The sequence below is a fragment of the Ruegeria sp. BA12 genome (genome assembly GCF_056539625.1).
In genome coordinates, this window is the sequence record NZ_JBQFVF010000006.1 from 22304 (window position 1) to 48811 (window position 26508).

26 protein-coding genes are annotated in these 26508 nt (G+C 58.9%); 16 read left to right on the forward strand and 10 right to left on the reverse strand.

Annotation, left to right across the window (positions count from 1 at the left end):
* Positions 1-257: 257 nt before the first annotated feature.
* Positions 258-2132, forward strand: coding sequence for an excinuclease ABC subunit UvrC (uvrC, locus tag ACR0B0_RS12715; RefSeq protein WP_480648267.1), 1875 nt, complete (start codon positions 258-260; stop codon positions 2130-2132).
* Here uvrC and ACR0B0_RS12720 read toward each other — a convergent pair.
* Positions 2129-3013, reverse strand: coding sequence for a DMT family transporter (locus ACR0B0_RS12720; protein WP_170412566.1), 885 nt, complete (start codon positions 3011-3013; stop codon positions 2129-2131). The genes uvrC and ACR0B0_RS12720 overlap by 4 nt on opposite strands.
* Positions 3014-3194: 181 nt before the next feature.
* Here ACR0B0_RS12720 and pgsA point away from each other — a divergent pair, with 181 nt between their 5' ends.
* The 3 genes from pgsA to ACR0B0_RS12735 are packed head-to-tail and all read left to right on the forward strand — an operon-like array spanning position 3195 to position 4557.
* Positions 3195-3863, forward strand: coding sequence for a CDP-diacylglycerol--glycerol-3-phosphate 3-phosphatidyltransferase (gene pgsA, locus ACR0B0_RS12725; RefSeq protein WP_480648064.1), 669 nt, complete (start codon positions 3195-3197; stop codon positions 3861-3863).
* 3 nt (positions 3864-3866) lie between these two features.
* Positions 3867-4112 (forward strand): molybdopterin converting factor subunit 1, encoded by a 246-nt coding sequence (gene moaD, locus ACR0B0_RS12730; RefSeq protein ID WP_170350738.1) that lies wholly within the window; start codon positions 3867-3869, stop codon positions 4110-4112.
* A 1-nt stretch (position 4113) separates the two neighbouring features.
* Positions 4114-4557 (forward strand): molybdenum cofactor biosynthesis protein MoaE, encoded by a 444-nt coding sequence (locus ACR0B0_RS12735; RefSeq protein WP_170350737.1) that lies wholly within the window; start codon positions 4114-4116, stop codon positions 4555-4557.
* 36 nt (positions 4558-4593) lie between these two features.
* Here ACR0B0_RS12735 and ACR0B0_RS12740 read toward each other — a convergent pair whose 3' ends face one another.
* From ACR0B0_RS12740 to ubiA, 4 genes are all read right to left on the reverse strand, one after another.
* Positions 4594-5412, reverse strand: coding sequence for an isocitrate lyase/PEP mutase family protein (locus ACR0B0_RS12740; RefSeq protein ID WP_170350736.1), 819 nt, complete (start codon positions 5410-5412; stop codon positions 4594-4596).
* Positions 5413-5480: 68 nt separating this feature from the next.
* Positions 5481-5801: a hypothetical protein gene (locus tag ACR0B0_RS12745; protein ID WP_058281823.1), complete on the reverse strand. Its 321-nt coding sequence runs from the start codon at positions 5799-5801 to the stop codon at positions 5481-5483.
* Between the two features lies 1 nt (position 5802).
* The gene (locus ACR0B0_RS12750; RefSeq protein ID WP_480648066.1) at positions 5803-7719 is read right to left on the reverse strand and encodes an OmpA family protein; all 1917 of its coding nucleotides are present in this window, start codon (positions 7717-7719) and stop codon (positions 5803-5805) included.
* A 64-nt stretch (positions 7720-7783) separates the two neighbouring features.
* Positions 7784-8746, reverse strand: coding sequence for a 4-hydroxybenzoate octaprenyltransferase (gene ubiA / locus ACR0B0_RS12755; protein WP_170350734.1), 963 nt, complete (start codon positions 8744-8746; stop codon positions 7784-7786).
* A 12-nt stretch (positions 8747-8758) separates the two neighbouring features.
* Between ubiA and ACR0B0_RS12760 the strand changes: the two genes are divergently transcribed.
* The 9 genes from ACR0B0_RS12760 (at position 8759) to ACR0B0_RS12800 (ending at position 18228) form a co-directional block, all read left to right on the forward strand.
* A complete protein-coding gene (locus tag ACR0B0_RS12760) occupies positions 8759-9484 on the forward strand; it encodes a 16S rRNA (uracil(1498)-N(3))-methyltransferase (protein WP_480648068.1) in 726 nt (241 codons plus the stop codon).
* Entirely contained in the window at positions 9481-10212 is a 732-nt protein-coding gene (locus ACR0B0_RS12765) for an endonuclease NucS domain-containing protein (protein ID WP_480648070.1), read from the forward strand. Before ACR0B0_RS12760 ends, ACR0B0_RS12765 begins: the two co-directional genes overlap by 4 nt.
* A complete protein-coding gene (locus tag ACR0B0_RS12770; RefSeq protein ID WP_480648072.1) occupies positions 10209-10736 on the forward strand; it encodes a hypothetical protein in 528 nt (175 codons plus the stop codon). The genes ACR0B0_RS12765 and ACR0B0_RS12770 overlap by 4 nt, the downstream gene beginning before the upstream one ends.
* 64 nt (positions 10737-10800) lie before the next feature.
* Positions 10801-12171, forward strand: coding sequence for a glutamate--cysteine ligase (locus tag ACR0B0_RS12775; protein ID WP_480648074.1), 1371 nt, complete (start codon positions 10801-10803; stop codon positions 12169-12171).
* Positions 12172-12254: 83 nt separating this feature from the next.
* Entirely contained in the window at positions 12255-13328 is a 1074-nt protein-coding gene (gene pheS, locus ACR0B0_RS12780; RefSeq protein WP_058281830.1) for a phenylalanine--tRNA ligase subunit alpha, read from the forward strand.
* 532 nt (positions 13329-13860) lie between these two features.
* Positions 13861-14655, forward strand: a complete 795-nt coding sequence (locus ACR0B0_RS12785) for a CE1 family esterase (RefSeq protein WP_480648076.1) — start codon at positions 13861-13863, stop codon at positions 14653-14655.
* A 69-nt stretch (positions 14656-14724) separates the two neighbouring features.
* Entirely contained in the window at positions 14725-15132 is a 408-nt protein-coding gene (locus ACR0B0_RS12790; protein WP_480648078.1) for a cupin domain-containing protein, read from the forward strand.
* A gap of 88 nt (positions 15133-15220) precedes the next feature.
* Positions 15221-17617, forward strand: coding sequence for a phenylalanine--tRNA ligase subunit beta (pheT, locus tag ACR0B0_RS12795; protein WP_170350727.1), 2397 nt, complete (start codon positions 15221-15223; stop codon positions 17615-17617).
* A gap of 161 nt (positions 17618-17778) precedes the next feature.
* Entirely contained in the window at positions 17779-18228 is a 450-nt protein-coding gene (locus ACR0B0_RS12800; protein ID WP_170397082.1) for a YtoQ family protein, read from the forward strand.
* Between the two features lie 71 nt (positions 18229-18299).
* Here ACR0B0_RS12800 and ACR0B0_RS12805 read toward each other — a convergent pair whose 3' ends face one another.
* On the reverse strand, positions 18300-18998 hold the full coding sequence (locus ACR0B0_RS12805) for a glutathione S-transferase family protein (RefSeq protein ID WP_480648080.1): 699 nt from the start codon (positions 18996-18998) through the stop codon (positions 18300-18302).
* A 209-nt stretch (positions 18999-19207) separates the two neighbouring features.
* Here ACR0B0_RS12805 and ACR0B0_RS12810 point away from each other — a divergent pair, with 209 nt between their 5' ends.
* Positions 19208-20020, forward strand: coding sequence for a mechanosensitive ion channel family protein (locus ACR0B0_RS12810; RefSeq protein WP_264187366.1), 813 nt, complete (start codon positions 19208-19210; stop codon positions 20018-20020).
* Between the two features lie 169 nt (positions 20021-20189).
* Here the strand turns inward: ACR0B0_RS12810 and ald are convergent, their stop codons facing one another.
* Positions 20190-21308: an alanine dehydrogenase gene (gene ald / locus ACR0B0_RS12815; protein ID WP_226689294.1), complete on the reverse strand. Its 1119-nt coding sequence runs from the start codon at positions 21306-21308 to the stop codon at positions 20190-20192.
* Positions 21309-21446: 138 nt separating this feature from the next.
* On the opposite strand from ald, the gene ACR0B0_RS12820 reads away from it, so the two are divergent.
* Positions 21447-21905, forward strand: coding sequence for an Lrp/AsnC family transcriptional regulator (locus ACR0B0_RS12820; RefSeq protein WP_170350721.1), 459 nt, complete (start codon positions 21447-21449; stop codon positions 21903-21905).
* 3 nt (positions 21906-21908) lie between these two features.
* Here ACR0B0_RS12820 and ACR0B0_RS12825 read toward each other — a convergent pair whose 3' ends face one another.
* On the reverse strand, positions 21909-22748 hold the full coding sequence (locus ACR0B0_RS12825; RefSeq protein ID WP_170350720.1) for a CPBP family intramembrane glutamic endopeptidase: 840 nt from the start codon (positions 22746-22748) through the stop codon (positions 21909-21911).
* Between the two features lie 291 nt (positions 22749-23039).
* Between ACR0B0_RS12825 and ppk2 the strand changes: the two genes are divergently transcribed.
* Positions 23040-23957 (forward strand): polyphosphate kinase 2, encoded by a 918-nt coding sequence (gene ppk2, locus ACR0B0_RS12830; RefSeq protein ID WP_170350719.1) that lies wholly within the window; start codon positions 23040-23042, stop codon positions 23955-23957.
* Between the two features lie 56 nt (positions 23958-24013).
* Here the strand turns inward: ppk2 and ACR0B0_RS12835 are convergent, their stop codons facing one another.
* Both ACR0B0_RS12835 and ACR0B0_RS12840 read right to left on the reverse strand, forming a co-directional pair.
* Positions 24014-25153, reverse strand: coding sequence for a CAP domain-containing protein (locus ACR0B0_RS12835; RefSeq protein ID WP_480648083.1), 1140 nt, complete (start codon positions 25151-25153; stop codon positions 24014-24016).
* 203 nt (positions 25154-25356) lie between these two features.
* Positions 25357-26454, reverse strand: a complete 1098-nt coding sequence (locus ACR0B0_RS12840) for a CAP domain-containing protein (RefSeq protein ID WP_480648084.1) — start codon at positions 26452-26454, stop codon at positions 25357-25359.
* Positions 26455-26508: the final 54 nt, after the last annotated feature.

Here is a 26508-nt window from a genome sequence, read left to right on the forward strand (position 1 = left end):
TCCTGTTACCTGCACGTTACAAAAATGTCTTTTTTTTCATACACTTGTCATGTGTAGGAAATAGTTTCGTTTAAAAACAACAAGTTAAAATGCTGCCTAATTTTTGTGCAGATCAAGGAATCCTTAATGAAACAAGGGAAATTCGCGATGCCCGGAAACTTATCTCCACAGTTATCCACAGAAACCGTGGATTTGTTTTCTCTTGATCTGAAAGGCACAAGATTGCAGCCATGGTCAGAGAATCATATCTCAGGCCCATGACCATCCAAGACGACCCAACATCGAACGCTCAGCCCACCGGCTATGCCATCATTCAGCGCTATGTAAAAACGCTGGACAGCTCACCCGGTGTGTATCGGATGCTGGATGGTGAAAGCCGGGTTTTGTATGTCGGAAAGGCGCGAAACCTGAAGGCGCGGGTGTCGAATTATGCGCGCCCCGGCCATTCTGGACGGATCGAACGGATGATCGCGGCAACCGCCTCGATGATGTTCCTGACCACGCGGACCGAAACCGAGGCACTGCTGCTGGAACAGAACCTGATCAAGCAGCTCAAGCCCAAGTACAACGTGCTGCTGCGGGACGACAAAAGTTTCCCAAATATTCTGGTGGCCAAAGACCACTCCTTTCCGCAGATCAAGAAACATCGTGGGGCAAAGAAAGAAAAGGGCGCCTATTTCGGACCCTTTGCAAATGCAGGGGCGGTGAACCGGACACTGAACCAGCTGCAAAAGGCCTTCCTGCTGCGCAACTGCTCGGATTCCATGTTCGATAGCCGCACACGACCCTGCCTTTTGTATCAGATCAAGCGATGTTCAGGGCCTTGTGTCGGGTTGATCTCCGAGGAGGATTACCGCGAAAGCGTCAAGGATGCGGAACGTTTTCTGTCGGGCCGGTCGACCAAGGTGCAGGAGGAACTGGCCGAACAGATGATGGCCGCCTCAGAGGCGATGGAGTTCGAGCGTGCCGCCAGCCTGCGTGACCGTATCCGGGCGCTGACGCAGGTGCAGACGTCTCAAGGCATCAACCCGCGCGGCGTGGCCGAGGCGGATGTGATCGGCCTGTATATGGACAGTGGTCAAGCCTGCGTTCAGGTGTTTTTCATCCGGGCCAACCAGAACTGGGGCAACAAGGATTTCTATCCTCGTGTAGGGCCGGACGTGTCCCCGGCCGAGGTGATGGAGGCGTTCCTTGGTCAGTTCTACGACAACAAGGAACCGCCCCGGCAATTGATCCTGTCGGATGCCATCGAAAACGCCGATCTGATGCAAGAGGCGCTGACCGAGAAGGCCGGGCGCAAGGTGGAGATTCTGGTGCCTCAGCGCGGCGAAAAGCAGGAACTGGTCGCCGGTGCCCTGCGCAACGCACGTGAATCGCTGGCGCGGCGAATGTCGGAGAGCGCCACACAGGCCAAGCTATTGCGTGGTGTGGCCGAGGCGTTCGATCTGGACACTCCACCCGACCGTATCGAGGTTTACGACAACAGCCACATACAGGGAACCAATGCTGTGGGCGGCATGATTGTGGCTGGCCCCGAAGGGTTCATGAAAAACGCCTATCGCAAGTTCAATATTCGCGGCGATGATCTGACCCCCGGTGACGATTTTGGCATGATGAAAGAGGTTCTGAATCGCCGCTTCACCCGCCTGCAAAAAGAGGACCCGGATCGCGAAAAGGGGCTGTGGCCCGATTTGTTGCTGATCGACGGCGGTGCGGGGCAAGTCAGTGCTGTGCATGAGATTATGCAAACCCACGGCGTCGAGGATATCCCGATGGTGGGTGTCGCCAAAGGTGTCGATCGGGATCACGGCAAGGAAGAATTCCATCGCATCGGCCAACGCCCCTTTGCCCTGAAACGCAACGATCCGGTGCTTTACTTCATTCAGCGCTTGCGGGACGAGGCACACAGGTTCGCCATTGGCACCCACCGGGCAAAGCGCGCCAAAGCCGTGGGGGCGACCCCGTTGGACGAGATCCCCGGCGTGGGCGCGGCGCGCAAACGCGCTTTGCTGGCCCATTTCGGCAGTGCCAAGGCGGTCAGCCGGGCCAACTTGGCCGATCTCAAGGCGGTGGACGGTATCTCAGCCGGGTTGGCGCAGAAGGTTTATGACTTCTTCCACGACAAGGGCTAAACTTGCCGTCCGCGCCACAGGATATAAAGCCCCGAGGCCACGATCAGCCCGCTACCGATCCACATGGTCTGATCCAGCCTTTCGCCAAACATAACTACGCCCAGGCCGACACCGAACAGCAGGCGGGAATAGCGGAACGGCGTGACGGCCGAAACTTCGCCCGTCCGCATGGCTTTCATCAGCGATGCGTAGGCGGCTGTTCCCATCAGGACGGCTCCGCCGACATGCAGGCTGGTGTGCAGGTCCACAGGTGCCATTGGTGCGCCTTCCCAGAACCGATAGGCCAGCCCGGCGACGATGATGCAGAGAAAGCCGTAAAACCCCAGCACCTCGGTTCCCAGTGTGGCCGGTGCGGCCCGGCTGGCCAGATCGCGCCCGGCAAAACCCAGCATCCCCAGCACGGCCAGAATGGACAGGGCCGTGAAACTGTCTCCGGTTGGTTGGATGATCACCACCACACCGATCAGGCCAATCAGGATGGCGCTCCACCGTCGCCAGCCGACCGTTTCGCCAAAGAACAGCGCCGCACCTGCCACCACGACCAGAGGCGTGGCCTGCAAGATTACCGTGGCCGCCGACAACGGCGTCAGAGTGATCGCCAGCACATAGAACAGCCGCCCGAAGATTTCGAACAGCACGCGCACTTTCATCGGTCGCGACAGCACATCGGGGTGAAACAATCGTGTTCCGCGTACGATCGCGACAATCGCAAAGACCACTGTTCCGCCCGCGCCGAACAACAACAGAATCTGCCATATAGGTAACGTGGCCGAGGCCCCCTTGAGCAGCGCGTCCTCTAACGCGAACAGCGCCATGGCCGAGATCATCCAGGCGCTGCCGATCAGGTTTGATCGGGGATCGGTTTGAATATGTGTTGTCATTGCTCTGCCACGTGGAAACCGCGCCAATCTGACCGTAAAGGGATCGCGCGCCAAGGGGGTATCTGGCTGAGAGTTCCAGCTTGCGACCCTTTGACCAACCGTGCCGCAACTGCCTGTGATCGGGACCGTTTTTTGCGGTGCCGTCTTTTATGTCTGCAACCAGCGATGTAATGTCCAAACCATGAAGTGGAACCTGCCCAATATCCTGACCGTGCTACGCCTTATTGCAGCCCCCGGTCTGGCCGTGATGTTTCTGTATTTTACCCGACCCTATGCGGACTGGTTCGCGCTGATCCTGTTTTTAACAGCGGCGATCACCGACTGGTTCGACGGCTATCTGGCCCGCGCGTGGAAACAAGAAACCAAGATCGGGGCCATGCTGGACCCGATTGCCGACAAGGCGATGGTGGTGATCGCGCTGATGATCCTTGTGGGCTATTCAGCCGAACATTGGACGCCGTGGCTGGTGCTGCCCGCCACCGTGATCTTGTTCCGCGAAGTGTTCGTGTCAGGCCTGCGCGAATATCTGGGCGACACGGCCGGAACGCTGAAGGTGACGAAGCTGGCGAAATGGAAAACCACGGCACAGATGGTGGCGATTGCGGTGCTGTTTTCGCAGGGTATCTTTGAGCATAATTTCGTGATGGGCTCTCTCGGGATGAACCCGGAATTGATTGATCAGGCTCTGACCGGGCAGATTGAGGACGTGAACCACCTGCGCTGGCATCTGGAGGGGATGTTCTGGTCAGGCCGCGTTGGGCTGTGGCTGTTGTGGATTGCTGCGACGCTGACATTGATCACCGGCTATGACTACCTACGTAAAGCCATGCCCCATCTGAAGGAGAGCTAAGCGATGGACGTGCTGTATTTCGCCTGGGTCCGCGAACGAATCGGTCTGCCGAAAGAGCGGGTCGAGACCGACGCCGCAACGGTTTCCGATCTGGTTGCCGAACTCAGCGCGCGCGAGGACCGCTATGCCGCAGCTTTTGCCGACCTTTCCGCGCTGCGGGTGGCGCTGGATCAGGAACTGTCGGACTTTGACGCCTCGCTGACCGGTGTGCGCGAGGTGGCGTTTTTCCCACCTATGACAGGCGGCTAAAATGCGCGTCGCGGTTCAGGAAGAAGAGTTCGATCTGGGGGCTGAGGCCAATGCCTTTGCCGCCGGTGACGACGCCAACGGGGCGATTGTGACCTTCACCGGTGTTGTGCGCGATCTGGCCTCGGGCGATCTGGATGTGATGGAGATAGAGCATTACCCCGGCATGACCGAACGGGCCTTGACCAAGATTGCCGAAGAAGCGCAGCAGCGCTGGTCTTTAGGCGATGTGCTGGTGATCCACCGCCACGGACGGCTGGCACCGGGGGACCGGATCATGATGGTCGCCACGGCCGCGCGGCACCGTAAGGATGCGTTTGAGGCGGCGGAGTACCTGATGGATTACCTGAAGTCCCGCGCGCCCTTCTGGAAGAAGGAAATCACCAATTCCGGCGCGCAATGGGTCGACGCCAAGGACGAAGACGAAGACGCGCTGACCCGCTGGTGACATTGCCAGCCGTGCACAGAATGTGACCGTCCAATCTCAACTCAAAAGCCTGTTAAGTTCTTCGCCGGGGATCGCATCCGCCGAATAGCTGAAGGTGCCTTTTGATTTCACTTCGTCAGCCGCCCGCTTCAATGCGCCAAACGCAGCGCGCGCAAATGACCCGCCGACGCTGATCCGTCGAACGCCTGCGTCGGAAAGTTCGGATACGGAATAGACAGGTCCGCTGAGTCCCATCACCACATTCACCGGTTTGTCGACTTCGCGGCACACGGTTCTGATTGCGTCCAAATCCGGCAGACCGGGGGCGTACAACACGGCAGCGCCTGCTTCGGAAAACAGCTGCAAGCGTTTGATCGTGTCACCCAGGTCCGCGCGGCCCCAAAGGTAATTCTCTGCCCTTGCGGTCAACAGGAAAGGCAAGCCTGCCGCGACTTCTGCAGCAGCCTGAATGCGGTCAACCGATTGGTGCAGATCATAGATCGGGGCATCTGGATTGCCTGTCGCGTCTTCGATCGATCCGCCAACCAGACCGATTTCCGCCGCCATGCGAATGGTCTGGGCGCAGGCCCCAGGCTCATGCCCAAAGCCCGCCTCAAGGTCAGCAGAAACGGGCAGGGGAACCGCTTTGACGATGTCTGAGGCATTGTCCAGCAACTCATCCCTGCTTAGGTCAGCAAAAGAGTCGCGTTTGCCTTTTGTGAACGCATAGCCGGCACTGGTTGTTGCTAAGGCTTCAAAGCCCAAATTGGACAGCAACCGGGCCGAGCCCGCGTCCCAGGGGTTGGGCATGACAAAAGCCTTGGACCCAAAGTGCAGGTCTCTGAACTGTTCGAATTTGACTGTTTGATTTGACATGGATCGCCCTCACGTTTGGGACGACCCTACAGCAATGTAACCGGAATCAGAGCGAAAAATCCGGTTCCTCAATCTGCGTTGTTGATACGTCCACGCAGTTCTTCGGCCTCTTGTCGGGCGGCCCGCAGACCGTCCATGGCGGCGGCAAGTTCAGCCTCGGCCTGGGTCAGTTGATTGGTCAGTTCGGCCTCGCGCTGTTGCAGGTAGGTGATCGCCTGATCGCGGGTTTCTTCGGCCTCGTGCAGCTCTTGGCTCATGCGGTCCAGATCGGCCACGTCACTTTGGCGCACGCGTGACAGGCGATGGGCCAGCCAGTTGGCGAACCAGCCCATGCAAAAGGCCGAGAACAGGATAATGGCGGTGGCGATGATGAATTCGATTCTGTTCAACTTACTGGTCCCCTGCATCCGCGTCTGAGGCGGTATTGTCCGTCTGTTCGCCCTCGATCATTTCCGCCTCGATCGCGTCCAGCCCGGTTTCCGGGTTCTCAATCGGTTCGGGCCGGATAAGGCGGAACTCGATCCGGCGGTTTTCTTCGCGGCCTTCTTCGGTGTCGTTATCGGCAATGGGCTGCGTTTCCCCGTATCCCATGGCAGTGAAACTGGCGGTGGGCACCCGGCGCGCGCGCAGCTCGTTCAGGATCGATTGCGCCCTCGATTGGCTAAGTTGTTGGTTCATCTCTTCCCGGCCCTGACTGTCGGTGTGGCCCTGAATCTCAAGCCTGATGGGGCCGCATTCGCGCAAGATGTCAGCAATCTGGTTCACGGTATCGCGCGAGTCGGTGGCAACAGTGGCCGAGCCAGGTTCAAAGGCGATCTTGGTGCCCGCCTGAACCTCGGCGATGCGTTCCTCGCAAACTTCGGGATCAGGCAGTTTGTCGGCGGGTTCGGGGGGTTCCTGATGGGTGATCGACAGGGTGAATTCCTGTGCGTCGCCCAGCTTCTCGGACAACAGACCCGCGATTTGCGCCTTTGTGTCGGGGTCATGGCTGACACCGGACAACTCAAGATCATCCGGCGTCACCGTCAAAGCACCGTTATGCAGTTGGGCTAGCGCCTCAAGCCCGGTCAGAATGCGCACGGGCCAGCCCGTCGGCAGCCCTTCGGGCGCAATGCGGGTTGCGGTGTGGACCTGTTCCGACCCAAAGGCAGCGCGGGCATAGCTGTCGACCATGTCGCGCTGGGTGTCGTCGCCCAGCCGTCCGCGTATCTGCACCAACCCCTCGGGGCTGCGTGTGGCGGTGAATTCGGGGGGGCCGGACACGGTATCGGTTTCCGGGGGCGGTAGGATCGCGTGCAGGGCAAAGACCGGAGGCAGCGCATTTTCAAGCTCGCCCACCACGCGATCAAAGGTCCCGGCATCGGTGCCCTGCGCCGCTGCCAGCGTGATATCCGCATCCGACATCGTAACCGATCCGCCACCCAGATCCGCCAGCGCCTGAATGCTCAGCGTGGCGGCGTCAGACCAACGTGGCGAGGGTACGCCCAATCCGATGGTGCAGGAGTAGGTGGCGCTCAGACCGGCCTCTTTCGCTGCGGCAATAATGGCATCGCGGGCTTTTTCGTCTTGCGCCGAACAGGCGTCGAACTGGCCGCCATTTTCGTCGATCAAAAACCGCAACGTAAAAGGCGTGATCACCGGGCGCGGGGCCGAGATCGCCAGGCCGATCCGCAGGCTGGGCGGCGCGGCACGGGTAAGGCTTTGTTCCAGCCGTTCCTTTTCCTGCTGGCTGTCGGCAATTGCGGTGATCTTGACCAGACCCGGGCTGGCCGAGATCTTGGCGCGGGGTAGGCTGGTCAGCGACTCGACGGCATAGGTGATCGCGGCGTCCCAGCCTTTTGGCTTGGGGTAATCGGCGGTTTCCATCAGGTCTGACACTTGGCTGCCATCGCTCAGATCACGCAGCCGCTCCACCAGTGCCTCGCGGTCCTGACTGGCTGGGATCAGGCCGATCACAGAAATCCCGCTGTCGTTGCGCAAAATCTCAGCGGAAAACCGGGGGGCGGCCAGTTGCGAGGTCGGCGCCACATTCATCTCGTCGATCACACGCGAGGTATCGACCTCGGTCCCGGCTGCGGTCAGGGCGTTAAAGCGGGTGGCCTCATCCGTGGCAGTGCCCGTTAGCACAACGCGCAACCCGTCGGAATACACCTCGGCCCAATCGTGCCCCTTCAGGTCCAGCGCACGGCGCACGGCAAATTCAGAGGACTCTTCGACCTTGGTCACTGCAAAGCTGGCCGCCAACAGGCAAAGGCCAGCCGACACGAGGAAGATAAAGGCTACGGCAAAGATATAGGGCAAACGCATGTGCGGGTTAACGACTCCTCAGGCGAATGTGCGAACTCTTACCTAGCCCCGCGCCAAGGTGCAATCAGAGCAACAGTGCGACGCAGAGGAAGATCAGCGGAATAAGGCCGGTGTCCCGATTGGCGCGGAACAATTGCAGCAGCTTCGCGTTATCCTCAAGATCCAGCCCGCGCAATTGCCAAGCCATGTGCCAGCCCATCGCCCATGGCCCGGCCAAGGCCACGGCCAAAGACATGATTGAGGCTTGTGCCAGCGCCCCGTCGATAATGGCCAGACCCATCAGGAAAACCGTTGCCACCAGAAAGTACTTCAGCCAGCGCCCTGTATCGGTGCCAAACAGACGGGCGGTGGATTTGATGCCAATCAGCTCATCATCTTCTGCGTCCTGATGGGCATAGATCGTGTCATAGAACAGCGTCCAGGCGATACCAGCCAAATACAATATGATTGCAGGCGCACTGACCGTGCCCGTATGCGCGGCCCAGGCCAACAGGATGCCCCAGTTGAAGGCAAGCCCCAGAAACACCTGCGGCCACCATGTGAACCGTTTGGCAAATGGATAGATCGTCACCGGCAGTAGCGACAGCACGCCCATGGCGATGGCGGCCTGATTGAATGTCAGCAGAATCCCCAGCGCCATCAGGCATTGTAGGCCCATCCAGATCACCGCCTGCCGCACACTGACCTGACCGGATGGAATCGGGCGTGACCGTGTGCGCTCCACCTGCCCGTCGAACTCGCGATCGGTGATGTCGTTCCACGTACAGCCTGCTCCGCGCATCAGGAATGCGCCAAGGGCGCAGCCGATGGCGATCCACAGATCCTCCCACCTGGGATTGCCGTCGCTAAGGATCGCCAGCGCCAGACCCCACCAGCACGGAATTAGCAGCAACCACGTACCGATGGGCCGGTCCGCGCGGCTGAGGCGCAGATAGGGGCGGGTGAATTCAGGCGCGTGGGTGTCGACCCAGTTGCCGGATACGGCATCGGCGACCTGACCGTCTGGTGTTGGGGCGTTGCCTTGCATATGTAAGGCCTCATGAGTGCAAAGATCAGACTGTATGTAGAGCACCCTCTGGGTCAGGGGCAATCCGTTGATTTGACGCGCGAGCAGGCCCATTACCTGTTCGGTGTCATGCGCCTGGCTGTGGGCGGCCACGTGGCCCTGTTCAATGGCCGGGACGGAGAGTGGTTGGCCGATGTTGCCGAAGCGGGAAAGCGCGGTGGCGTTCTGACCTGTGTGGAACAGACCAAGCCGCTGCAAATGCCGCCCGATCTGTGGTTCCTGTTCGCGCCGATCAAAAAGGCGCGCACTGATTTCATCGTTGAAAAGGCGGCGGAAATGGGTGCGGCTCGGATCCTGCCCGTGCAGACCGAGTTCACCAATTCCGAACGTATCCGACAGGACCGCCTGCAAGCCCACGCGGTTGAGGCCGCCGAGCAATGCGGAGGCACCTTCGTGCCCGAGGTCGCCGATCTACAACGGCTTGACCGTGTTCTGGATGCATGGCCCGATGGCCGTCAGCTGATGTTTTGTAACGAGGCCGAAGTTGGGTCGGCTCTGCGCTTGGCGGCACAGGAGAAGGGGCAGCCCTGGGCCATACTGATCGGCCCCGAGGGCGGCTTTTCGGATCGTGAACGCACGCGTCTTGTTGGCTTGCCCTTTGCCCATGTGGTCAGTCTGGGCCCTCGTATCCTGCGCGCCGATACGGCGGCCGTTGCGGCGCTGACCATGTGGCAGCAGGCATTAGGAGATTGGTCTTGAAAGCTGAATACTCGGAGTGGTTAGTCTCGCAGGGTTACAACGAGAATACATGCAATACGCAGACAACCCATATTAGACAGATTGAGAAATACTACGGTGAACTGACGCCGCTTTTATCTGGTGAAGGCCTCGAAAGATTGGTTGAGGAATTTACTTACACAAAAGATGACGAGCGCGCAGGTCGGGCCAATCCTACAAAGGTGGAGTTTAGTGGCCGGACATATACGCGCCTTCAATCTTTAAAAGGTGCCATACGTAGATACGCGCGATTTCTTTCTGAGGGAGTTGAAACACCATCCCGCAATGAGAGTTCCGCGACCGAATCCGAACGACCGGATCCTGAACAGCTTGAGAAGCAGCGGTTTGCTTTGGAGCGGGATATGCAGTCAGCGCTACGCAAGAATATTTCTGCGTTGGAGGCTGGATTGACAATTGTAGACGATGGGGCTGAGCGCTCCGTGGATTCTGGCTTTATTGATATTCTCTGCGAAGGGGGAACAGGAGAAACTGTAGTCATTGAATTAAAGGCGGGAAAGACGGATGGCAGAGTTGTAGGGCAAATCCTTGGTTACATGGGCGATCTGATTTCCGAGGGCGATGCAGATGAAATACGAGGCATTATTGTCGCTCATAGCTTTGATAAGCGCACCTTGTCTGCAGCGCGGGCAATCCCCAACTTGAAACTCGTCACGTATTCAATCGAATTCTCTTTCGAGGCCCTGAAATGAGTTTCATCCGACCCGAAGCCAAACTGACCCTGTGGCGCTGGCGCGAAGTGCTGGTGGCGGGGGCTGTCCTGCTGGTGGGGCTCAGCTGGATCAGCGGCCCCGGTGGGTTGCTGGGATGGCTCGGCTGGGTGCTGGTTCTGGTCTCAGTCGCGCTTGCGGTCATCGGCATTCAGCGTGCCCGCTTCCGCACCGGGGCCGGTGGACCGGGCGTAGTTACCATTGACGAAGGCCAGATCACTTATCTGGGCCCGTTGGACGGCGGCATGGTCGCCGCGCGTGAAATTGAGCGTCTGGCGCTGGACCCGACGTCGTCGCCTGCGCATTGGGTGCTGGAACAACCGGGTCAGCCGGTGCTTCACATTCCTGTGAATGCCGAAGGGGCCGAGGCGCTGTTCGATGTTTTCTCGGCGCTGCCAGGGCTGAAAACCGAACAAATGCTGGCGGAACTGAACAGTAGCACGGCACATCAGGTGGTGATCTGGGAACGTACACCCTCGCGTCCGGCGCATCTCAGGCTGCATTGACACTGGCGCGGTTTCCGACCACGAAAGACCGAACGACAGACACATCAGGATCGGAGAACGGTTCATGTCCATCCCCCAGTCCGGCGGCGGACCGATCGAACGCCATGAGCAACTGGCCGAATATCTGGAATCGGGCTGTAAGCCCAAGCAGGATTGGCGCATCGGGACCGAGCATGAAAAGTTCGGCTATTGCAAAGACACGCTGAAGCCGCTGCCCTATGAGGGCGAGCGCTCGATTTTGGCCGTTCTGAAAGGTCTGCGCGACCTGCACGATTGGGAGCCGCTGGAAGAAAACGGCAAGCTGATCGGCCTGCAAAAAGACGGCGCCAATGTCTCGCTCGAACCCGGTGGACAGTTGGAACTGTCGGGTGCGCCTTTGGAAACCATCCATGAGACCTGTGACGAGGTGAACGCGCATCTGCGCGACGTGAAGGATATTGCTGACAAGATCGGCGTCGGCTTCATCGGTCTTGGTGCCGCGCCAACGTGGTCGCATGACGATATGCCCCTGATGCCCAAGGGCCGCTACAAGCTGATGAATGACTACATGGAGAAAGTCGGCACCATGGGTCGGTCGATGATGCGCCGGACCTGCACGGTTCAGGTCAATATCGACTTTGGGTCCGAGGCCGACATGGTGCAGAAACTGCGGGTCGCGCTGGCCTTGCAACCGGTGGCAACGGCGCTGTTCGCCAACTCTCCGTTCTTCGATGGCAAACCAAACGGCCAGAAAAGCTGGCGCAGCTACATCTGGCAGCATCTTGACGATGCGCGCACCGGTATGTTGCCCTTTGTGTTCGAGGACGGGTTCGGGTTCGAACGCTGGGTCCAATACGCGTTGGATGTGCCGATGTATTTCGTCTATCGCGACGGTCAGTATATCGACGCGTTGGGACAGTCCTTCCGCGACTTCCTGCAGGGCAAACTGCCCGCGCTGCCGGGTGAAACGCCGACCCTGTCGGATTGGGCCGATCACTTAACCACGGCCTTCCCCGAGGCGCGGATCAAGAAGTTCATGGAGATGCGCGGCGCTGATGGGGGCCCCTGGCGACGCCTGTGTGCGCTGCCTGCGTTCTGGGTTGGCCTGACCTATGATCAGGGTGCATTGGATGCAGCCTGGGATCTGGTCAAAGGCTGGGACGCGGAAACGCGCGAGGCTCTGCGGGTCGAGGCCGCAAAAGACGGGCTGCAGGCGCAGGTCGGCAACATCAACATGCACGATCTGGCGCGCGAGGTGGTCTCGATTTCCGAGGCCGGTCTGAAATCCCGTGCCTTGCCCGGTGCAGGTGGCCTGGTCCCGGATGAGACTCATTTCCTCAACGCGCTGAAGGACAGCATCGAAACCGGCAAAGTTCCAGCGGATGAGTTGCTGGATCACTACAATGGCGACTGGAATGGCGATCTGACGCGGGTGTTCCCGGAATACAGCTATTGATCCGCACCGTGCGGCTTGCATTCACCGGGATTGGCCGATAGCAGGTTCTGGACCAAATTCAGGGGCCAGTTTCGGAAAGCGTCATGGACGATCTTAAGTCAAAATATCTGGGGCAGATTGCTGAGGCAGGCGACGAAAATGCGCTTGAGGCGATCCGCGTCGCCGCCGTGGGCAAAAAAGGCGAGGTCGCGCTGAAGATGCGCGAGCTGGGTAAAATGACACCCGAGGAGCGGCAGGTCGCAGGCCCCGCGCTGAATGCCCTGAAGGACGAGATCAACTCGGCCCTGTCCGCCAAGAAATCCGCGCTGGCCGACGCCGCGCTGGATGAGCGTCTGCGCACCGAATGGCTGGACGTCACCCTGCCGACCCGCGCGCGCCGTCAGGGCTCGATCCACCCAATCAGCCAGGCGACCGAGGAACTGACCGCGATCTTTGCCGAACTGGGCTTTTCGGTGGCCGAAGGGCCGCGCATTGAAGACGACTGGTACAACTTTGACGCCCTGAACATCCCCGGCCACCACCCCGCGCGGGCCGAGATGGACACATTCTATATGCACCGCGCCGAGGGCGATAACCGCCCGCCGCATGTGCTGCGGACCCATACGTCTCCGGTGCAGATCCGTTCGATGGAGAAACAGGGCGCGCCGATCCGCGTCATCTGTCCGGGCGGCGTATACCGCGCCGACTATGACCAGACCCACACGCCGATGTTCCATCAGGTCGAAGGGCTGGCCATCGACAAAGACATCTCGATGGCGAACCTGAAATGGGTTCTGGAAGAGTTCGTGAAGGCGTTTTTCGAGGTCGACGACGTCGAACTGCGCTTCCGCGCCTCGCACTTCCCCTTCACCGAACCGTCGGCCGAGGTCGATATCCGCTGTTCCTGGGATAACGGGCAGCTGAAGATCGGCGAGGGCGACGACTGGATGGAGATTCTGGGCTCGGGCATGGTCCACCCCAAGGTCATCGCTGCCGGTGGCATCGATCCCGAGGTCTATCAGGGCTTTGCCTTTGGTATCGGCATCGACCGTCTGGCGATGCTGAAATACGGTATTCCGGATTTGCGGGCGTTCTTTGATTCCGACTTGCGCTGGCTGCGCCACTACGGGTTTGCGGCGCTGGATATGCCAAACCTGCATGGTGGCTTGAGCCGCTAAGTGTATCTGCTTGGGGTATATCTAGCAGGCTACTTCGATTGGTGGAGTGACCGAATAGCGAGCGCTCCGGTACGGTGGATTGTTGCGTTGTTTATTGGTCCTGTATTGTTGTCTTTTGTGCCCACCGTGGTACCCGCCATGTTAGCGTTCGGGGTCGTCTTAGGGATACTAGGCTTTGCGCTTATTGTTTTTGTCTACCCTGGCCTGTTGGTGGGATACATCCGGTATGGAATCCAATTTCGACAAGAGCGTGAAGAACTTGAGCAGATCAAGAAAGTACAGGTAGCGGTCAAACAGACAGAAGCGCGAAGCAAAGGTCGATAGGCCGCCGCGCTATCGCCAGACCGCCCGCACAGGCTGGCGATTTGTCCCCGCAGGCACTCAATTTGAACGATGCACGGGCTTGGCCAAGAAAAAATATCCACTACAACCGGTTGATCGCCATCCCGCGGTCTGGCAACAGCGCGGCTTGTCACAATCTCCCACGGGGTTGTGACGTGACAGCGGGCGCAGGCTCGCTAGGGTTCGACGGATGATTTACCGACTGCTCTGCCTCTTCCTGCTGACCGCCACCCAAGCCGCTGCCGTGGATACCTGTCACGGCGATACCGCCTGTCAGGTCGGCGACCGTTCGTATCATGTGTTGGAGCCGGATGGGTGGGATGGCGAAACGCCTCTGCCCGTTTTGCTGCATTTCCATGGCTGGGCGCGGCAGGGGACCGTGGTGGTGAACCATGAACGCATAGCCGGGGCCACGAAGCTGCGCGGCGTGCTTCTGGTGGCGCCGAACGGATTGGGCAAAAGCTGGGATTTCTGGACATCGGACACCGGCGACGTGCCCTTTGCCGATGGGGTGCTTGAGGACGTGGCCAAACGCTATCCCATTGACCCGGAGCGCATCTATGTCTCGGGTTATTCCTTTGGTGGTGCGATGGCGTGGCGCTATGTCTGCCAGTCGGGCAATGACACGGCGGCGCTATTAGCCGTTGCGGGCAGCATCCGCCAGACTGAGGAGTGCCCGCAGGCCCCGCGCGAGGTGCGTCATGTGCATGGCCTTAGCGATACGGTGATGGATTTCCCCTATGGCGCGGATGGCGACACCACCTATCCGGTGGCGCTGTGGCGGCAGAAATATGGATGCCACGACGCGACCCCGCGTGGGGATTGGAGCGTGGTGCCGATCCTGACGCTCAGCCGAATGGAGTGGACCGATTGCGCGCAGGGGCAGGTGGTGCTGGACACGCATCCGGGCGGGCATTTCATCCCTCATGGCTGGATCGGGCGGCAGTTGGATGAATTGCTGGGCCGCGTCCCGAGCTATCCCTGAACTGTTTGACATCGCCGCATGCCCCCTTTCCTGTAAGGCGAAACGATCTGACACGGGATTCCTTGCCGCATGAAACTGCTTTTGCCCTTCGCCCTGATCCTTGCCGCCGCACCCGCCTTTGCGCGTGACATCTATCCGCCGGTTGACGTGCTGCTGCAGACCGAAACTTCGGTCATTGGCGAGGCGCTGGAATATCCCGATGGTACCCCGCAGATCACCATGGCCATCGTCACCATGCAGCCTGGTCAGAAAACCGGCCTGCACCGTCACGAAGCACCGCTGGCGGCCTATATCCTGGAAGGTGAGATCACCGTTGATTACGGCGATGCGGGCAGCCGGACCTACAAGGAAGGTGATGCGTTGGTCGAGGCCCTCCGCTCACCCCACGAAGGTGAAAATACCGGCGACGGGATCGCGCGGATTCTGGCGGTGTTTGCTGGATCGGACAGCGTTGCCAACACAGTGACCGCAGAGTAGGCGCGGCGGTTCTACGCGCCCTCTTTCCCCTCTGCGCATTATCCGGTAAACGCGGTCTGACCCGAGATTTACTGGCGGAAACCGACCGATGAAATTCACTCTTTCCTGGCTGAAAGACCACCTCGACACCAACGCTTCGGTGGATGAGATTGCTGAGGCGCTGACTGATCTGGGCCTTGAGGTCGAAGAGATCGTGAACCCGGCGGACCGGCTGAAGGACTTTACGCTGGGCTATGTGAAACACGCCGAGAAACACCCCGACGCCGACAAGCTGCGCGTCTGTAAGGTGGACACCGATGAGGGTGAATTGCAGATCATCTGCGGTGCCCCCAACGCGCGTGAAGGGATCACCGTCGTGGTTTGCAAACCAGGCATGTATATCCCCGGTCTGGACCTGACCATCAACGTCGGCAAGATCCGCGGCGTCGAAAGCTATGGCATGATGGCATCCGAGCGTGAGTTGGAGCTGTCGGATGAGCATGACGGCATCATCGAGCTGCCTTCGGGCAAGGTCGGTGACAAATTCATCGACTGGCTGGCTGAGAATGAGCCGTCGAAGGTTGATCCGATGATCGAGATCGCGATCACCCCGAACCGCCCCGATGCGCTGGGCGTCGAAGGGATTGCCCGCGATCTGGCCGCGCGTGGCATTGGTAAGTTGAAACAGCGTGACTACACTCCGGTGCCGGGTGATTTCGAAAGCCCAATCAAGGTGACGATTGATGAGGATACGCTGGACGGCGCGCCCCATTTCACCGGACGTCTGATCAAGGGCGTTAAGAACGGACCCAGCCCGCAATGGCTGCAGGATCAGTTGAAGGCCATCGGTCTGCGTCCGATTTCGGCGCTGGTGGACATCACCAACTATATGACCTTTGACCACAATCGCCCGCTGCACGTCTTCGATGCGGACAAAGTGCACGGCAATCTGCGGGTACATCGCGCCAAGGGTGGTGAGAAGCTGGTTGCGCTGGACGAGAAAGAATACACTCTGCAGCCTGGCATGATGGTGATTTCCGACGACAAAGGCCCGGAATCCATTGCCGGTATCATGGGCGGTGAGGAAACCGGCTGTACCGAAGAAACAGTGAATGTCTTCCTGGAAAGCGCGTTCTGGGATCACGTGCAGATCGCCCTGACGGGGCGGGCTTTAAAAATCAATTCGGATGCGCGCTATCGGTTCGAACGTGGGGTAGACCCGGAATACACGCTGGAAGGGTTGGAGCAGGCAACGCAGATGATTTTGGATATCTGCGGTGGCGAAGTGTCCAAGGTCGTGGAAGCGGGCAAAGCGCCGGATCATTCGCGCGCCTTTAAACTGGATGCCGAGCGGGTGCAGTCTCTGGTCGGAATGGAAATCCCCGAAAGCGAACAACGCCAGACCCTGACTCGTCTGGGATTCCGCCTTGAGGGCGAGATGGCGCATGTTCCCAGCTGGCGCCCAGATATCATGGGTGAGGCCGATCTGGTGGAAGAGGTCGCGCGGATTGCATCCCTGACCAAGCTGCAGGGCAAACCGCTGCCGCGTATCACCGATGGCATCCCGAAACCGGTGATGACCCCGACACAACGCCGTCAGTCGATGGCGCGGCGCACGTGTGCAGCGCTGGGGTACAATGAGTGCGTTTCCTACACTTTCATCGATCAGGCCTCGGCGGCCTTGTTTGGTGGCGGGGACGAAGCGACGCAGTTGGAAAACCCGATCTCGACCGAGATGAGCCACATGCGCCCCGATCTGCTGCCCGGCCTGTTGCAGGCCGCCGCCCGCAATCAGGCGCGTGGCTACGCGGATGTGGCGTTGTTCGAGGTCGGTCCGGTGTTCCATGATGGCGAACCGGGAGATCAAAAAACGCAGATCACCGGTCTGCTGGTTGGTCGTAATGGTCCCAAGGACGTGCATGGCGCATCGCGCCCGGTCGACGTGTTCGACGCCAAAGCGGATGCCGAGGCGGTGCTGGCTGCCATTGGCGCACCCGCCAAGGTGCAGATCCTGCGTGACGGCGATGCCTGGTGGCATCCGGGGCGTCACGGCAAAATCTGTCTGGGCCCGAAAAAGGTGCTGGGCGTCTTCGGCGAGTTGCACCCTCGTGTGTTGCAAGCGCTGGATATCAAAGGCCCGGCGATGGCCTTTACGATTTGGCCGGACGAGGTGCCTCTGCCCCGTAAATCCGGAGCCACCCGTGCTGCGCTGGAACTGCGTGACCTGCAAGCGGTTGAACGCGACTTTGCCTTTGTCGTTGACGAGGGGGTCGAGGCGCTGACGCTGGTCAACGCCGCGGCCGGTGCTGACAAGGCGCTGATCGAGGATGTGCGTGTCTTTGATGAATTCATCGGTGGCAGTCTGGGCGAGGGTAAAAAATCGCTGGCCATCACCGTGCGCCTGCAACCAACCGACGCGACGCTGAAGGAAAAAGACATCGAAGCGGTGGCCGAGAAGATCATCGCCAAGGTCACCAAGGCCACAGGCGGTGTGTTGCGCGGATAGGGGCCCTGCCATAAGACTTCAAAAAAACGCGCTTCCGGGCGCGTTTTTCGTTTCACCTACGGGAATTAGGGCGTGTTTGGGATAAGTGTTTCTGGATTTTCTTGATTGGGCTTCCCGCAAATGCGCCTTAAGTAGGTTCCAAATCAATACCGGAGGTCGACATGGGCTTGAACGTATACCTATCAGGGGAAATTCACACCGATTGGCGTGAGCAAATTATCGACGGCGCACAGGGGTTGGACATCACCTTCAACAGCCCCGTCACCGATCACGACGCCAGCGACGATTGCGGTGTGGCTATTTTGGGCGAAGAGCCGAACAAATACTGGCACGACCACAAGGGCGCGATGGTCAACGCGATCCGGACGCGCAAAGGGATCGCGGATGCAGATGTGGTGGTCGTCCGGTTTGGTGAGAAATACAAACAGTGGAACGCTGCCTTTGATGCAGGTTATGCGGCAGCGCTGGGCAAGTCGCTCATCGTCCTACACGGCCCCGATCATCAGCATGCGCTGAAAGAGGTGGACGCCGCAGCCCTAGCCGTGGCCGAACAACCCTCGCAAGTGGTTGAGGTTCTGCGCTATGTGCTGACTGGCACGCTGCCAGGCTGACTTAACCCTTGGAAATTGGGCTTGCGGCTTAATGTGGCCGCAAGCCCGATCACGTCCGAGGGACTGTGAGGTCAGTCCCGCGGTGGCGTTACAAGACCTTTCTGGACGGCAGGGCGTTCCAGAAAACGGTCCAAATAAGCTGTTACATTTGTGTGGTCGTCCCATCCGACCAGTTCTCTGGCACCATAGAAATCTAGTCCGCGCAGCCAGGGCGCGATGGCTATGTCGGCAATCGAATAATCTCCGGCGACCCAATCCTGCCCTTCAAGCTGCTGGTTCAACACATTCAGCAGCCGTTTGGCCTCGTTCACATATCGCTCGCGAGGGCGGGGGTCTTCGATCTCGCTGCCAGCGAATTTGTGGAAAAAGCCAAGCTGGCCGAACATTGGACCAATGCCGCCCATCTGGAACATCAGCCATTGAGTGACCTGGTGCTTGTCTGCCTGGGTCTGACCAATAAACTTGCCCGATTTTTCGGCCAGGTACAGCAGGATGGCACCGCTTTCGAACAAACCAATGGGCTTTCCGTCCGGGCCGTCCGGGTCGATGATTGCGGGGATCTTGTTGTTGGGGTTCAGCGACAGGAACTCGGGGCTTTTGACATCCGCGTCCGACAGGGTGACCTTGTGTGCCTCATATGGCAGGCCGGTTTCTTCCAGCATGATCGAGGCTTTGACCCCATTGGGCGTGGGGAAGGAATACAGCTGAATCCGGTCTGGGAACAGTGCGGGCCAGCGATTCATGATCGGGTGTGGTTTGGTGTCCAGCATTGGGGGGCTCCTGAGTGGATACCCCCAGAACGTAGGGCGCGAGGGGCCATCTTGTAAGCCCCCGAAGCTGTGCGCGACCGGTCAGCGCGTGTTTGCTGGCGAACAACGGGGAAATCCGGTGGAACTAGCACCTAGACCAAAGCGTGTTTTTGCCTCAAACTTTGGCAATTCCCGCGCGAAAGCCGCGGGTTTCTTGTTGTTGAAAGGAGATGGCCGTGGATGAGGTCGTAACACAGGTGGGCGCGTTTGCGCCGCTGATCATGAACGCGGTCAAGGCGCTGATCGTTCTGATCCTTGGCTGGATCGTGGCTGGGGCCGTGGGCGGCCTAGTGCGCCGCCGGATCAACTCGACTCCGCAGATTGATCCGACGTTGGGCAACTTCTCAGCCAGCCTGGTGAAATGGGTCATCCTCGCGATGGTTCTGGTGGCCGTTCTGGGGATCTTCGGGATCGAAGCCACAAGTATCGTTGCCATTCTGGGTGCCGCGTCGCTGGCCATTGGTCTGGCGCTGCAAGGGACGCTCAGCGATCTGGCGGCCGGCGTCATGCTGGTGGTGTTCCGCCCTTACAAGCTGGGTCAATATGTGGATATTGGCGGCACGGCCGGGACAGTGAAAGACCTGAACCTGTTCACCACCGAACTGGTGACGCCGGACAATGTGCAGATCATTGTCCCCAACGGGCAATCCTGGGGGTCGATCATCACCAACTATTCGGCGCATGACACAAGGCGTGTCGATCTGGTGTTTGGTATCGACTATGGCGACAACGCGGACGAAGCGATGAAGATCATTCTGGATGTCGCCAAGGCGGACGAGCGTATTCACAGCGATCCCGAACCTTGGGTGCGCGTGACCAACCTGGGCGACAGCTCGGTCGATCTGACGGCCCGCCTGTGGTGCGCAGCGGCAGATTATTGGGACGTGAAGTTCGAAATTACCAAAGCGGTGAAAGAGGCTTTCGACGCAAAAGGCGTATCGATTCCGTACCCGCATTCGGTAGAGATTCACAAACAGGCCTGAAGGCTCCCGCCCGTCGATCGGGCATTGAAATGCCCACCTCCGGTTGGGCCCGGCGCCGCGCTGATCGCGCGGCGTTTTTCTATGTCGCGCGCAGGTCGATGAACTTTGCGTAACAACAAAAAAAGGCGCCCTTTGGAAAAGGGCGCCTTTCGATTTCTATGTGCCAGCCTTAGGCGTTGACGATGTCGCTGGGCGATACAACGTCCAGACCCAGTGCTACACCAACGGCCTCATAGGTGAGTTGACCAGCGTGAACATTCAGCCCGGCCAACAGATGAGGGTCGTCCTGGCAAGCCTTTTTCCAGCCCTTGTCGGCCAGCGACAGCATGAACGGCATGGTCGCGTTGCCCAACGCGATGGTCGAGGTGCGCGCAACGGCACCCGGCATGTTGGCAACGCAATAGTGCATGATGCCGTCGACTTCGTAGATCGGGTCAGCATGGGTTGTTGCTTTGGAAGTTTCAAAGCAGCCACCCTGGTCGATCGCAACGTCAACCAGAACCGCGCCGGGCTTCATGGTCGAAAGCTGTTCGCGTGTCACCAGTTTAGGAGCAGCCGCGCCCGGGATCAGAACGGCACCGATAACCATGTCGGCATCCTGGATCAGTTCGGCGGTGGCACCAGCGGTCGAGTACTGGTTCTTGAAGGTTCCGCCATACACGTCATCGAGGTAACGCAGACGCGGAAGCGAGCGGTCCAGGATGGTAACATCTGCGCCCATGCCAGCCGCAATCTTCGCGGCATGCGTACCAACAACGCCGCCACCGATCACAACGACCTTGGCCGGTCCAACGCCGGGAACGCCGCCCATCAGAACGCCACGACCGCCATTTGCCTTTTGCAGGGTCCACGAGCCAACCTGCGGCGCCAGACGACCGGCAACTTCGGACATCGGGGCCAGCAGCGGCAAACCACCGCCAGGTGCGGTGACGGTTTCGTATGCAATCGCGGTGCAGCCCGATGCCAGCAGGTCGTGGGTCTGATCTGGATCGGGTGCCAGGTGCAGGTAAGTGAACAGCAACTGACCTTCACGCAGCATCTTGCGCTCGACCGCCTGAGGTTCCTTGACCTTGACGATCATGTCGGCAGTGGCGAACACCTCTTCTGCGGTGTCCAGGATCTGGGCGCCCGCAGCGATGTAGGACTCGTTGTCAAAGCCCGAACCGATCCCGGCACCGGTTTCGATTACAACTTCGTGGCCGCGCGCGACGGCTTCTTGTGCCGCGTTGGGCGTCATTCCGACGCGGAATTCCTGTGGTTTGATTTCCTTGGGGCAACCGATCTTCATTTTTCGCTCCTCCATTCATAAACTGCCTAAATAATGGGCGATCCAGAGCGCAATTTCTGTGAAACTCTGCCTGCAAAATTGCTTTTTTTCAGGAGAATCTTCGTTATATAGTCGGAAACTCGCAAAGGATTTGCGCAAATGAGCTTGGATGCGACGGATAAAAAGATTCTGGCAGCCCTTCAGCGGGATGGCCGTATGTCAAATGCGGAACTGTCCGAGCAGGTGAATCTGTCGCCTTCGGCCTGTCACCGGCGCGTTCAGCGGCTAGAGGCTGAAGGCTATATCCGCAAATACGTGGCGCTGCTGGATGCGCGCAAGATGAATGTGCCCACGACGGTGTTTGTCGAGATCACGCTGCAAGGGCAAGCCGAAGAGCTTCTGAATGCGTTCGAAAAATCCGTGGCGCGCATTCCTGATGTGCTTGAATGCCATCTCATGGCCGGCACGGCGGACTATATTTTGAAGGTTGTCGCCGAGAACACCGAGGATTTTGCCCGTATTCACCGCCAGTATTTGTCACGGCTGCCGGGGGTGGCGCAGATGCAAAGTTCCTTCGCGCTGCGCACGGTGTTCAAGACCACTGCTCTGCCGGTGTGACGTTCAGCCCGGGCCGGGATAGGTGAACAGGGCCAGGTGCAAGGCGTTAAAGCCAAAATGCATCAGAACCGGCACCCAAAGCCGCCCGGTTGCGTAATACCCCAATCCGCAGGCGGCCCCGAGGATCGAGGCGAAGACGACCAGTGCCGGGCCACCGCCCGCATGGGCCAGACCGAACAGCAGGCTGGCAGCTGCGATCCCGAGCGCCACGCCGATTTTCGACGTCAGGACCGATTGCAGATAGCCACGGAAAAAAGCCTCTTCAGTCAGGCAGGTCAGGAATAGGTTTGAAAACGCAAAAATCAGCCACCATGCGGGCAGGACTATCTCGGGCCGCACCGCACCCAGGGAAAGACCCAACGCAAACAGGGCGGGCAGTGCCGCCAACCCGATCAACAAAGGCCCGGTTCTGACCAGCCGCGCGCCATGGATCATGCCTGGCCAAGCCAGCAGAACGGCAAACAAGACCATTGGTTTGTCCAGATTGAGATACATTGTGAACGCAGCGCTGCCCGGGCCTGCCTGTACCTGATTCAGAACCAATAGATTGTGAAACCCGGGGATCAGATGCGCCCCCAGAGCCAGACACCACAGGATCAACACCAGATGCCCGAAAACGGCGGGCACACCGGTCAGACGGCGCAACCCTACAGCACCCAGCAAGCCCGCTGCCGTGATTGCCAAGGCCAGCGGGGTTAGCAGGCCAAGCACTGTTGCTGAACCTAGGAACGCTGCCAACAGGGCCAGACCCAGCCCTTGTCGACCTGATACCATGCCTATTTGTGCGGCAATCAATATGAACCAGGGCCAGATCGCAGGCAGTAGGGAAATGAAATGCGCCACATTCACCTCAGGGGGGTTGAAGGGCACTTGTGCCGACGGAATGAACCCTCTGGCAAGTAGGTTTGGGGCGGATTTATGCCAACCTGTTGGTAATGCGGCAAATCTGCCGCTTGTATCCCTGGGCGTGTAGGTTCAGATTTAGAAAAGGACCAAACCTCTTTTCGCATCGCCTTGACCTTGCTGCCATAAGCGGTTTCGCTTGGGGAAGGGCTTTATCAATTATTCTGATGACATCAGGCGGTTACACGCGCGTTGTATGGTCCGGACCCGATAGACGATAAGGATAAGACCTTGGCTTACGAACATAACGATGCCCCAAAAGATTGGCTGGAAGCCGAGTTGGAAGACACGCTGGACGAAGATTTCGAGATCGAGTTCAGCGAACCCATGCTCTCGATGGAAGTCCGCAAGATCTATAAGGACCAGCATCCCGACATGCTGGATCGCAAAGTCTATTTCCGCAATCTGCTGCGCTTGCAGGCCGAATTGATTAAGGTTCAGGACTGGGTACAGCATACCGGAGCCAAAGTGTGCATCCTGTTCGAAGGGCGTGACAGCGCCGGCAAGGGCGGCGTGATCAAGCGGATCACCCAGCGGCTGAACCCGCGGGTCGCCCGCGTGGTCGCCTTGCCAGCGCCCAGCCGCCGGGAGCAAAGCCAATGGTATTTCCAGCGCTATGTACCGCATCTGCCCGCGGCCGGCGAAATCGTGTTGTTCGACCGATCCTGGTACAACCGCGCTGGGGTGGAACGGGTGATGGGGTTTGCGTCCGAGGATCAGGTCGAACAGTTCTTTCAGGACGTTCCCGAATTCGAACGGATGCTGGTGCGGTCGGGGATCATTTTGCTGAAATACTGGTTCTCAATCACTGATGAAGAACAGCAGTTGCGGTTCCTCATGCGCATTCACGACCCGATGAAACAGTGGAAACTGTCGCCGATGGATCTGGAATCCCGCATCCGCTGGGAGGCCTATACCAAGGCCAAAGAAGACATGTTGTTCCGCACCAACATTCCCGAGGCGCCCTGGTATATCGTCGAAGGCAATGACAAGAAACGCGAGCGCCTGAACTGTATCGAGCATCTTCTGACCAAGATTCCCTATACGGATGTTCCACAGGAAAAGGTCGAATTACCGGATCGAAGATACAACCCGGAGTATGAACGGCGCGTCCTGCCGGATGAGCTGCACGTTCCCAAAATCTATTGATCAAAAGAAAACGCCCCCAAAACCGGGGGCGTCATTAATTTGGAAAACCTGGGGTCTCAGAACACGAAATGTTCGTTTGCCAGGTCTGCGATCTGAGTATTTTGCAGAGTCAGAGTATTCCCAGCGTTGTCGTCGATGATCACATCATTGCCGGATTGCGAAATGTGGTTGTTCATCAGGTCGTTATACCCGGTGATCGCACTATTCAGGCTGAGGTCGATGAAGTCTTCAGAGGTGAAATCCGTGACGGTGTCCGGCCCGATGGTGAATACGAATGTGTCCGCCCCGTTGCCGCCGGTCATTGTGTCAATGCCGCGGGCACCGATCAGAGTATCGTCGTCGTCGCCTCCGATCAGGGTGTCGCGGCCACGGCCACCCCTAAGCACGTCGTTGCCAGAGCCGCCCTGCAACCTGTCGGCACCCATGCCCGATTGCAGCCAGTCATTGCCGGTCGCACCCATCAACAAATCGACGCCTTGGCCACCCAGAAGGACGTCATTGCCGCCATGACCGCTCAGCGTGTCATCGCCGGTGCCGCCGGTCAGCGTATCGCGGCCGAAGCCGCCGTCAAGAATGTCATCTCCTTCGCCGCCGTTCAGCGCGCCGGCCTGACCGGCTTTCAGAATGAACCAATTGTCTGAGGCGTCGCCCACAGTGCCTGCGTCCACGGCCTGTTGGCCGGGTAGGGTAGGTGTGCCGCCGCCAGAGCCGCCACCCGAGCCGCCACCCGACCCGCCGGTGTCCAACTGCACCGGTGCCGAGGTCGTGGCGAAGTTCTGGGTCACGATCACGGCATCCCAACCGTTGAAATTGCCTTCTTCAATCCCGATCCCGATATATTCGAAATCGGGGTTCAGTATGTTGGCCCGGTGACCGGGGCTGTTCATCAGGCTTTGGTGAAGCTGTACCACATCATCGCTGGCACCATTGGGCCCGCGTTCGGATTGCCAGGCGATGTTTTCACCCGATCTCCAACTGCCGGTGAAATCGAAACCGGCATCTCTCATCCGCTGGGTCGCGCTCGAGCCGCCCTGACCGGTGTGGCTGAAGATATCTGTCTGCAGCATCCATTCGCTGTGATCTTCGGCCGAGTCGTTCAGCTGAAGCTCAAGCTTGAGGGGTTGCAGCCCCCGACTTGTGCGTTCGTCATTGATCAATGCAAGCATCTGCCGTTCTAGATTGCTGGCCGTTGACATGATTCTGCCTCCAATTGAATTGAGTTATTTTGGCGAGACATTAATGGCGAGAATTTGACGGGATACAGACACAATCTGGACACCCCGACCCGTTCGGCGATTTGCCACCGCCTGATTCGCGTTGTTTGTGCGAAAAACTGCGCAAGTGCGCTGTGAAAGCGGTGTGAGGCACCGTTTCAGTGCCTCACACGCTGCATCGGACCTTAGACAAAGTCCATCATGCATCCACTGTCGGCCGGTATCAGGATAAAAAAGTCATCCGGTGCGTCCGCCTCCATGACCGGGGCATCGTCATTCGCCGCCGGAGTGTCGTCGCACATATCCAGGCTCAGCATGAAATCGTCCTCGGTGGTGTCCGCATCGGTCACCATCGGGTCGTCATTCATTCTGAAATCGTCGACCAGCGCCAACAGCTCGTTCACGAAATCCTCGATTGCCGCCAGGAATTCTTCCACGTCGAAGCAAACGCCTGCAGTCGTATCAGTGACATCCGGTTCAGGTGTTTCCGGGTCTTCGGTCTCGGTAACGTCAGTGTCCGGTGTTTCTTCGCCCGGTTCGTCGGTCTCGGTGACATCGGTGTCTGGCGTTTCCTCAACCGGTTCGTCGGTCTCGGTGACATCGGTGTCAGGCGTTTCTTCGACTGGGTCGTCGGTCTCGGTGACGTCGGTGTCAGGCGTTTCCTCAACCGGGTCGTCGGTCTCGGTGACATCGGTGTCAGGCGTTTCTTCGACTGGGTCCTCGGTTTCGGTGACGTCGGTGTCAGGCGTTTCTTCGACCGGGTCTTCTGTGACAGGGTCGTCCGGCATTGCCACGTCGTCCGTGGGCGGCGTTGGTGCCGCACCGTTGTCCAGCACCACTGCAGCGTCGGTAGTGGCAAAGTTCTGGGTCACCATGACGGCATCCCACCCATTGTAGTCGCCTTCTTCAATCCCAATTCCGATAAATTCGTAGTCAGGGTTCAGGATGTTGGCGCGGTGGCCGGGGCTGTTCATCAGGCTCTGGTGCAGTTGCTCGACATCGTCGCTGATGCCTGCGGCACCGCGTTCCGATTGCCAGGCGATGTTTTCACCTGACCGCCAGCTGCCGGTAAAGTCGAACCCGGCATCTTCCATGCGCTCGGTCGCGCTAGAACCGCCCGAACCGGTGTGGCTGAATATATCGGCGTTCAGCATCCAGGTGCTGTGATCTTCAGCCGATGCGTTCAGGCGGGTTTCCAGTTGCAGCGGGGATAGCCCGCGGGATGTGCGCTCATCATTGATTAACGCCAGCATTTCTTGCTCGAATGTACTTGCAGTCGACATAGTAGCCTCCGTTTTGAATGGTCGTCTGAGTAGACGAGGCCAGTTACAGGGGGC

Excerpts from the sequence above, each read along its gene's own strand:
- ACR0B0_RS12775 (WP_480648074.1), top strand. The coding sequence starts at position 10,801 with ATGTCCATCCCCCAGTCCGGCGGCGGACCGATCGAACGCCATGAGCAA.
- ubiA (WP_170350734.1), bottom strand. The coding sequence starts at position 8,746 with ATGCAAGGCAACGCCCCAACACCAGACGGTCAGGTCGCCGATGCCGTA.
- pgsA (WP_480648064.1), top strand. The coding sequence starts at position 3,195 with ATGAAGTGGAACCTGCCCAATATCCTGACCGTGCTACGCCTTATTGCA.
- moaD (WP_170350738.1), top strand. The coding sequence starts at position 3,867 with ATGGACGTGCTGTATTTCGCCTGGGTCCGCGAACGAATCGGTCTGCCG.
- pheT (WP_170350727.1), top strand. The coding sequence starts at position 15,221 with ATGAAATTCACTCTTTCCTGGCTGAAAGACCACCTCGACACCAACGCT.
- ACR0B0_RS12805 (WP_480648080.1), bottom strand. The coding sequence starts at position 18,998 with ATGCTGGACACCAAACCACACCCGATCATGAATCGCTGGCCCGCACTG.
- uvrC (WP_480648267.1), top strand. The coding sequence starts at position 258 with ATGACCATCCAAGACGACCCAACATCGAACGCTCAGCCCACCGGCTAT.
- pheS (WP_058281830.1), top strand. The coding sequence starts at position 12,255 with ATGGACGATCTTAAGTCAAAATATCTGGGGCAGATTGCTGAGGCAGGC.
- ald (WP_226689294.1), bottom strand. The coding sequence starts at position 21,308 with ATGAAGATCGGTTGCCCCAAGGAAATCAAACCACAGGAATTCCGCGTC.
- ACR0B0_RS12835 (WP_480648083.1), bottom strand. The coding sequence starts at position 25,153 with ATGTCAACGGCCAGCAATCTAGAACGGCAGATGCTTGCATTGATCAAT.
- ACR0B0_RS12810 (WP_264187366.1), top strand. The coding sequence starts at position 19,208 with ATGGCCGTGGATGAGGTCGTAACACAGGTGGGCGCGTTTGCGCCGCTG.
- ACR0B0_RS12720 (WP_170412566.1), bottom strand. The coding sequence starts at position 3,013 with ATGACAACACATATTCAAACCGATCCCCGATCAAACCTGATCGGCAGC.
- ACR0B0_RS12820 (WP_170350721.1), top strand. The coding sequence starts at position 21,447 with ATGAGCTTGGATGCGACGGATAAAAAGATTCTGGCAGCCCTTCAGCGG.
- ACR0B0_RS12785 (WP_480648076.1), top strand. The coding sequence starts at position 13,861 with ATGATTTACCGACTGCTCTGCCTCTTCCTGCTGACCGCCACCCAAGCC.
- ACR0B0_RS12800 (WP_170397082.1), top strand. The coding sequence starts at position 17,779 with ATGGGCTTGAACGTATACCTATCAGGGGAAATTCACACCGATTGGCGT.
- ACR0B0_RS12770 (WP_480648072.1), top strand. The coding sequence starts at position 10,209 with ATGAGTTTCATCCGACCCGAAGCCAAACTGACCCTGTGGCGCTGGCGC.
- ACR0B0_RS12760 (WP_480648068.1), top strand. The coding sequence starts at position 8,759 with ATGAGTGCAAAGATCAGACTGTATGTAGAGCACCCTCTGGGTCAGGGG.
- ACR0B0_RS12790 (WP_480648078.1), top strand. The coding sequence starts at position 14,725 with ATGAAACTGCTTTTGCCCTTCGCCCTGATCCTTGCCGCCGCACCCGCC.
- ACR0B0_RS12750 (WP_480648066.1), bottom strand. The coding sequence starts at position 7,719 with ATGCGTTTGCCCTATATCTTTGCCGTAGCCTTTATCTTCCTCGTGTCG.
- ACR0B0_RS12735 (WP_170350737.1), top strand. The coding sequence starts at position 4,114 with ATGCGCGTCGCGGTTCAGGAAGAAGAGTTCGATCTGGGGGCTGAGGCC.
- ACR0B0_RS12740 (WP_170350736.1), bottom strand. The coding sequence starts at position 5,412 with ATGTCAAATCAAACAGTCAAATTCGAACAGTTCAGAGACCTGCACTTT.
- ACR0B0_RS12840 (WP_480648084.1), bottom strand. The coding sequence starts at position 26,454 with ATGTCGACTGCAAGTACATTCGAGCAAGAAATGCTGGCGTTAATCAAT.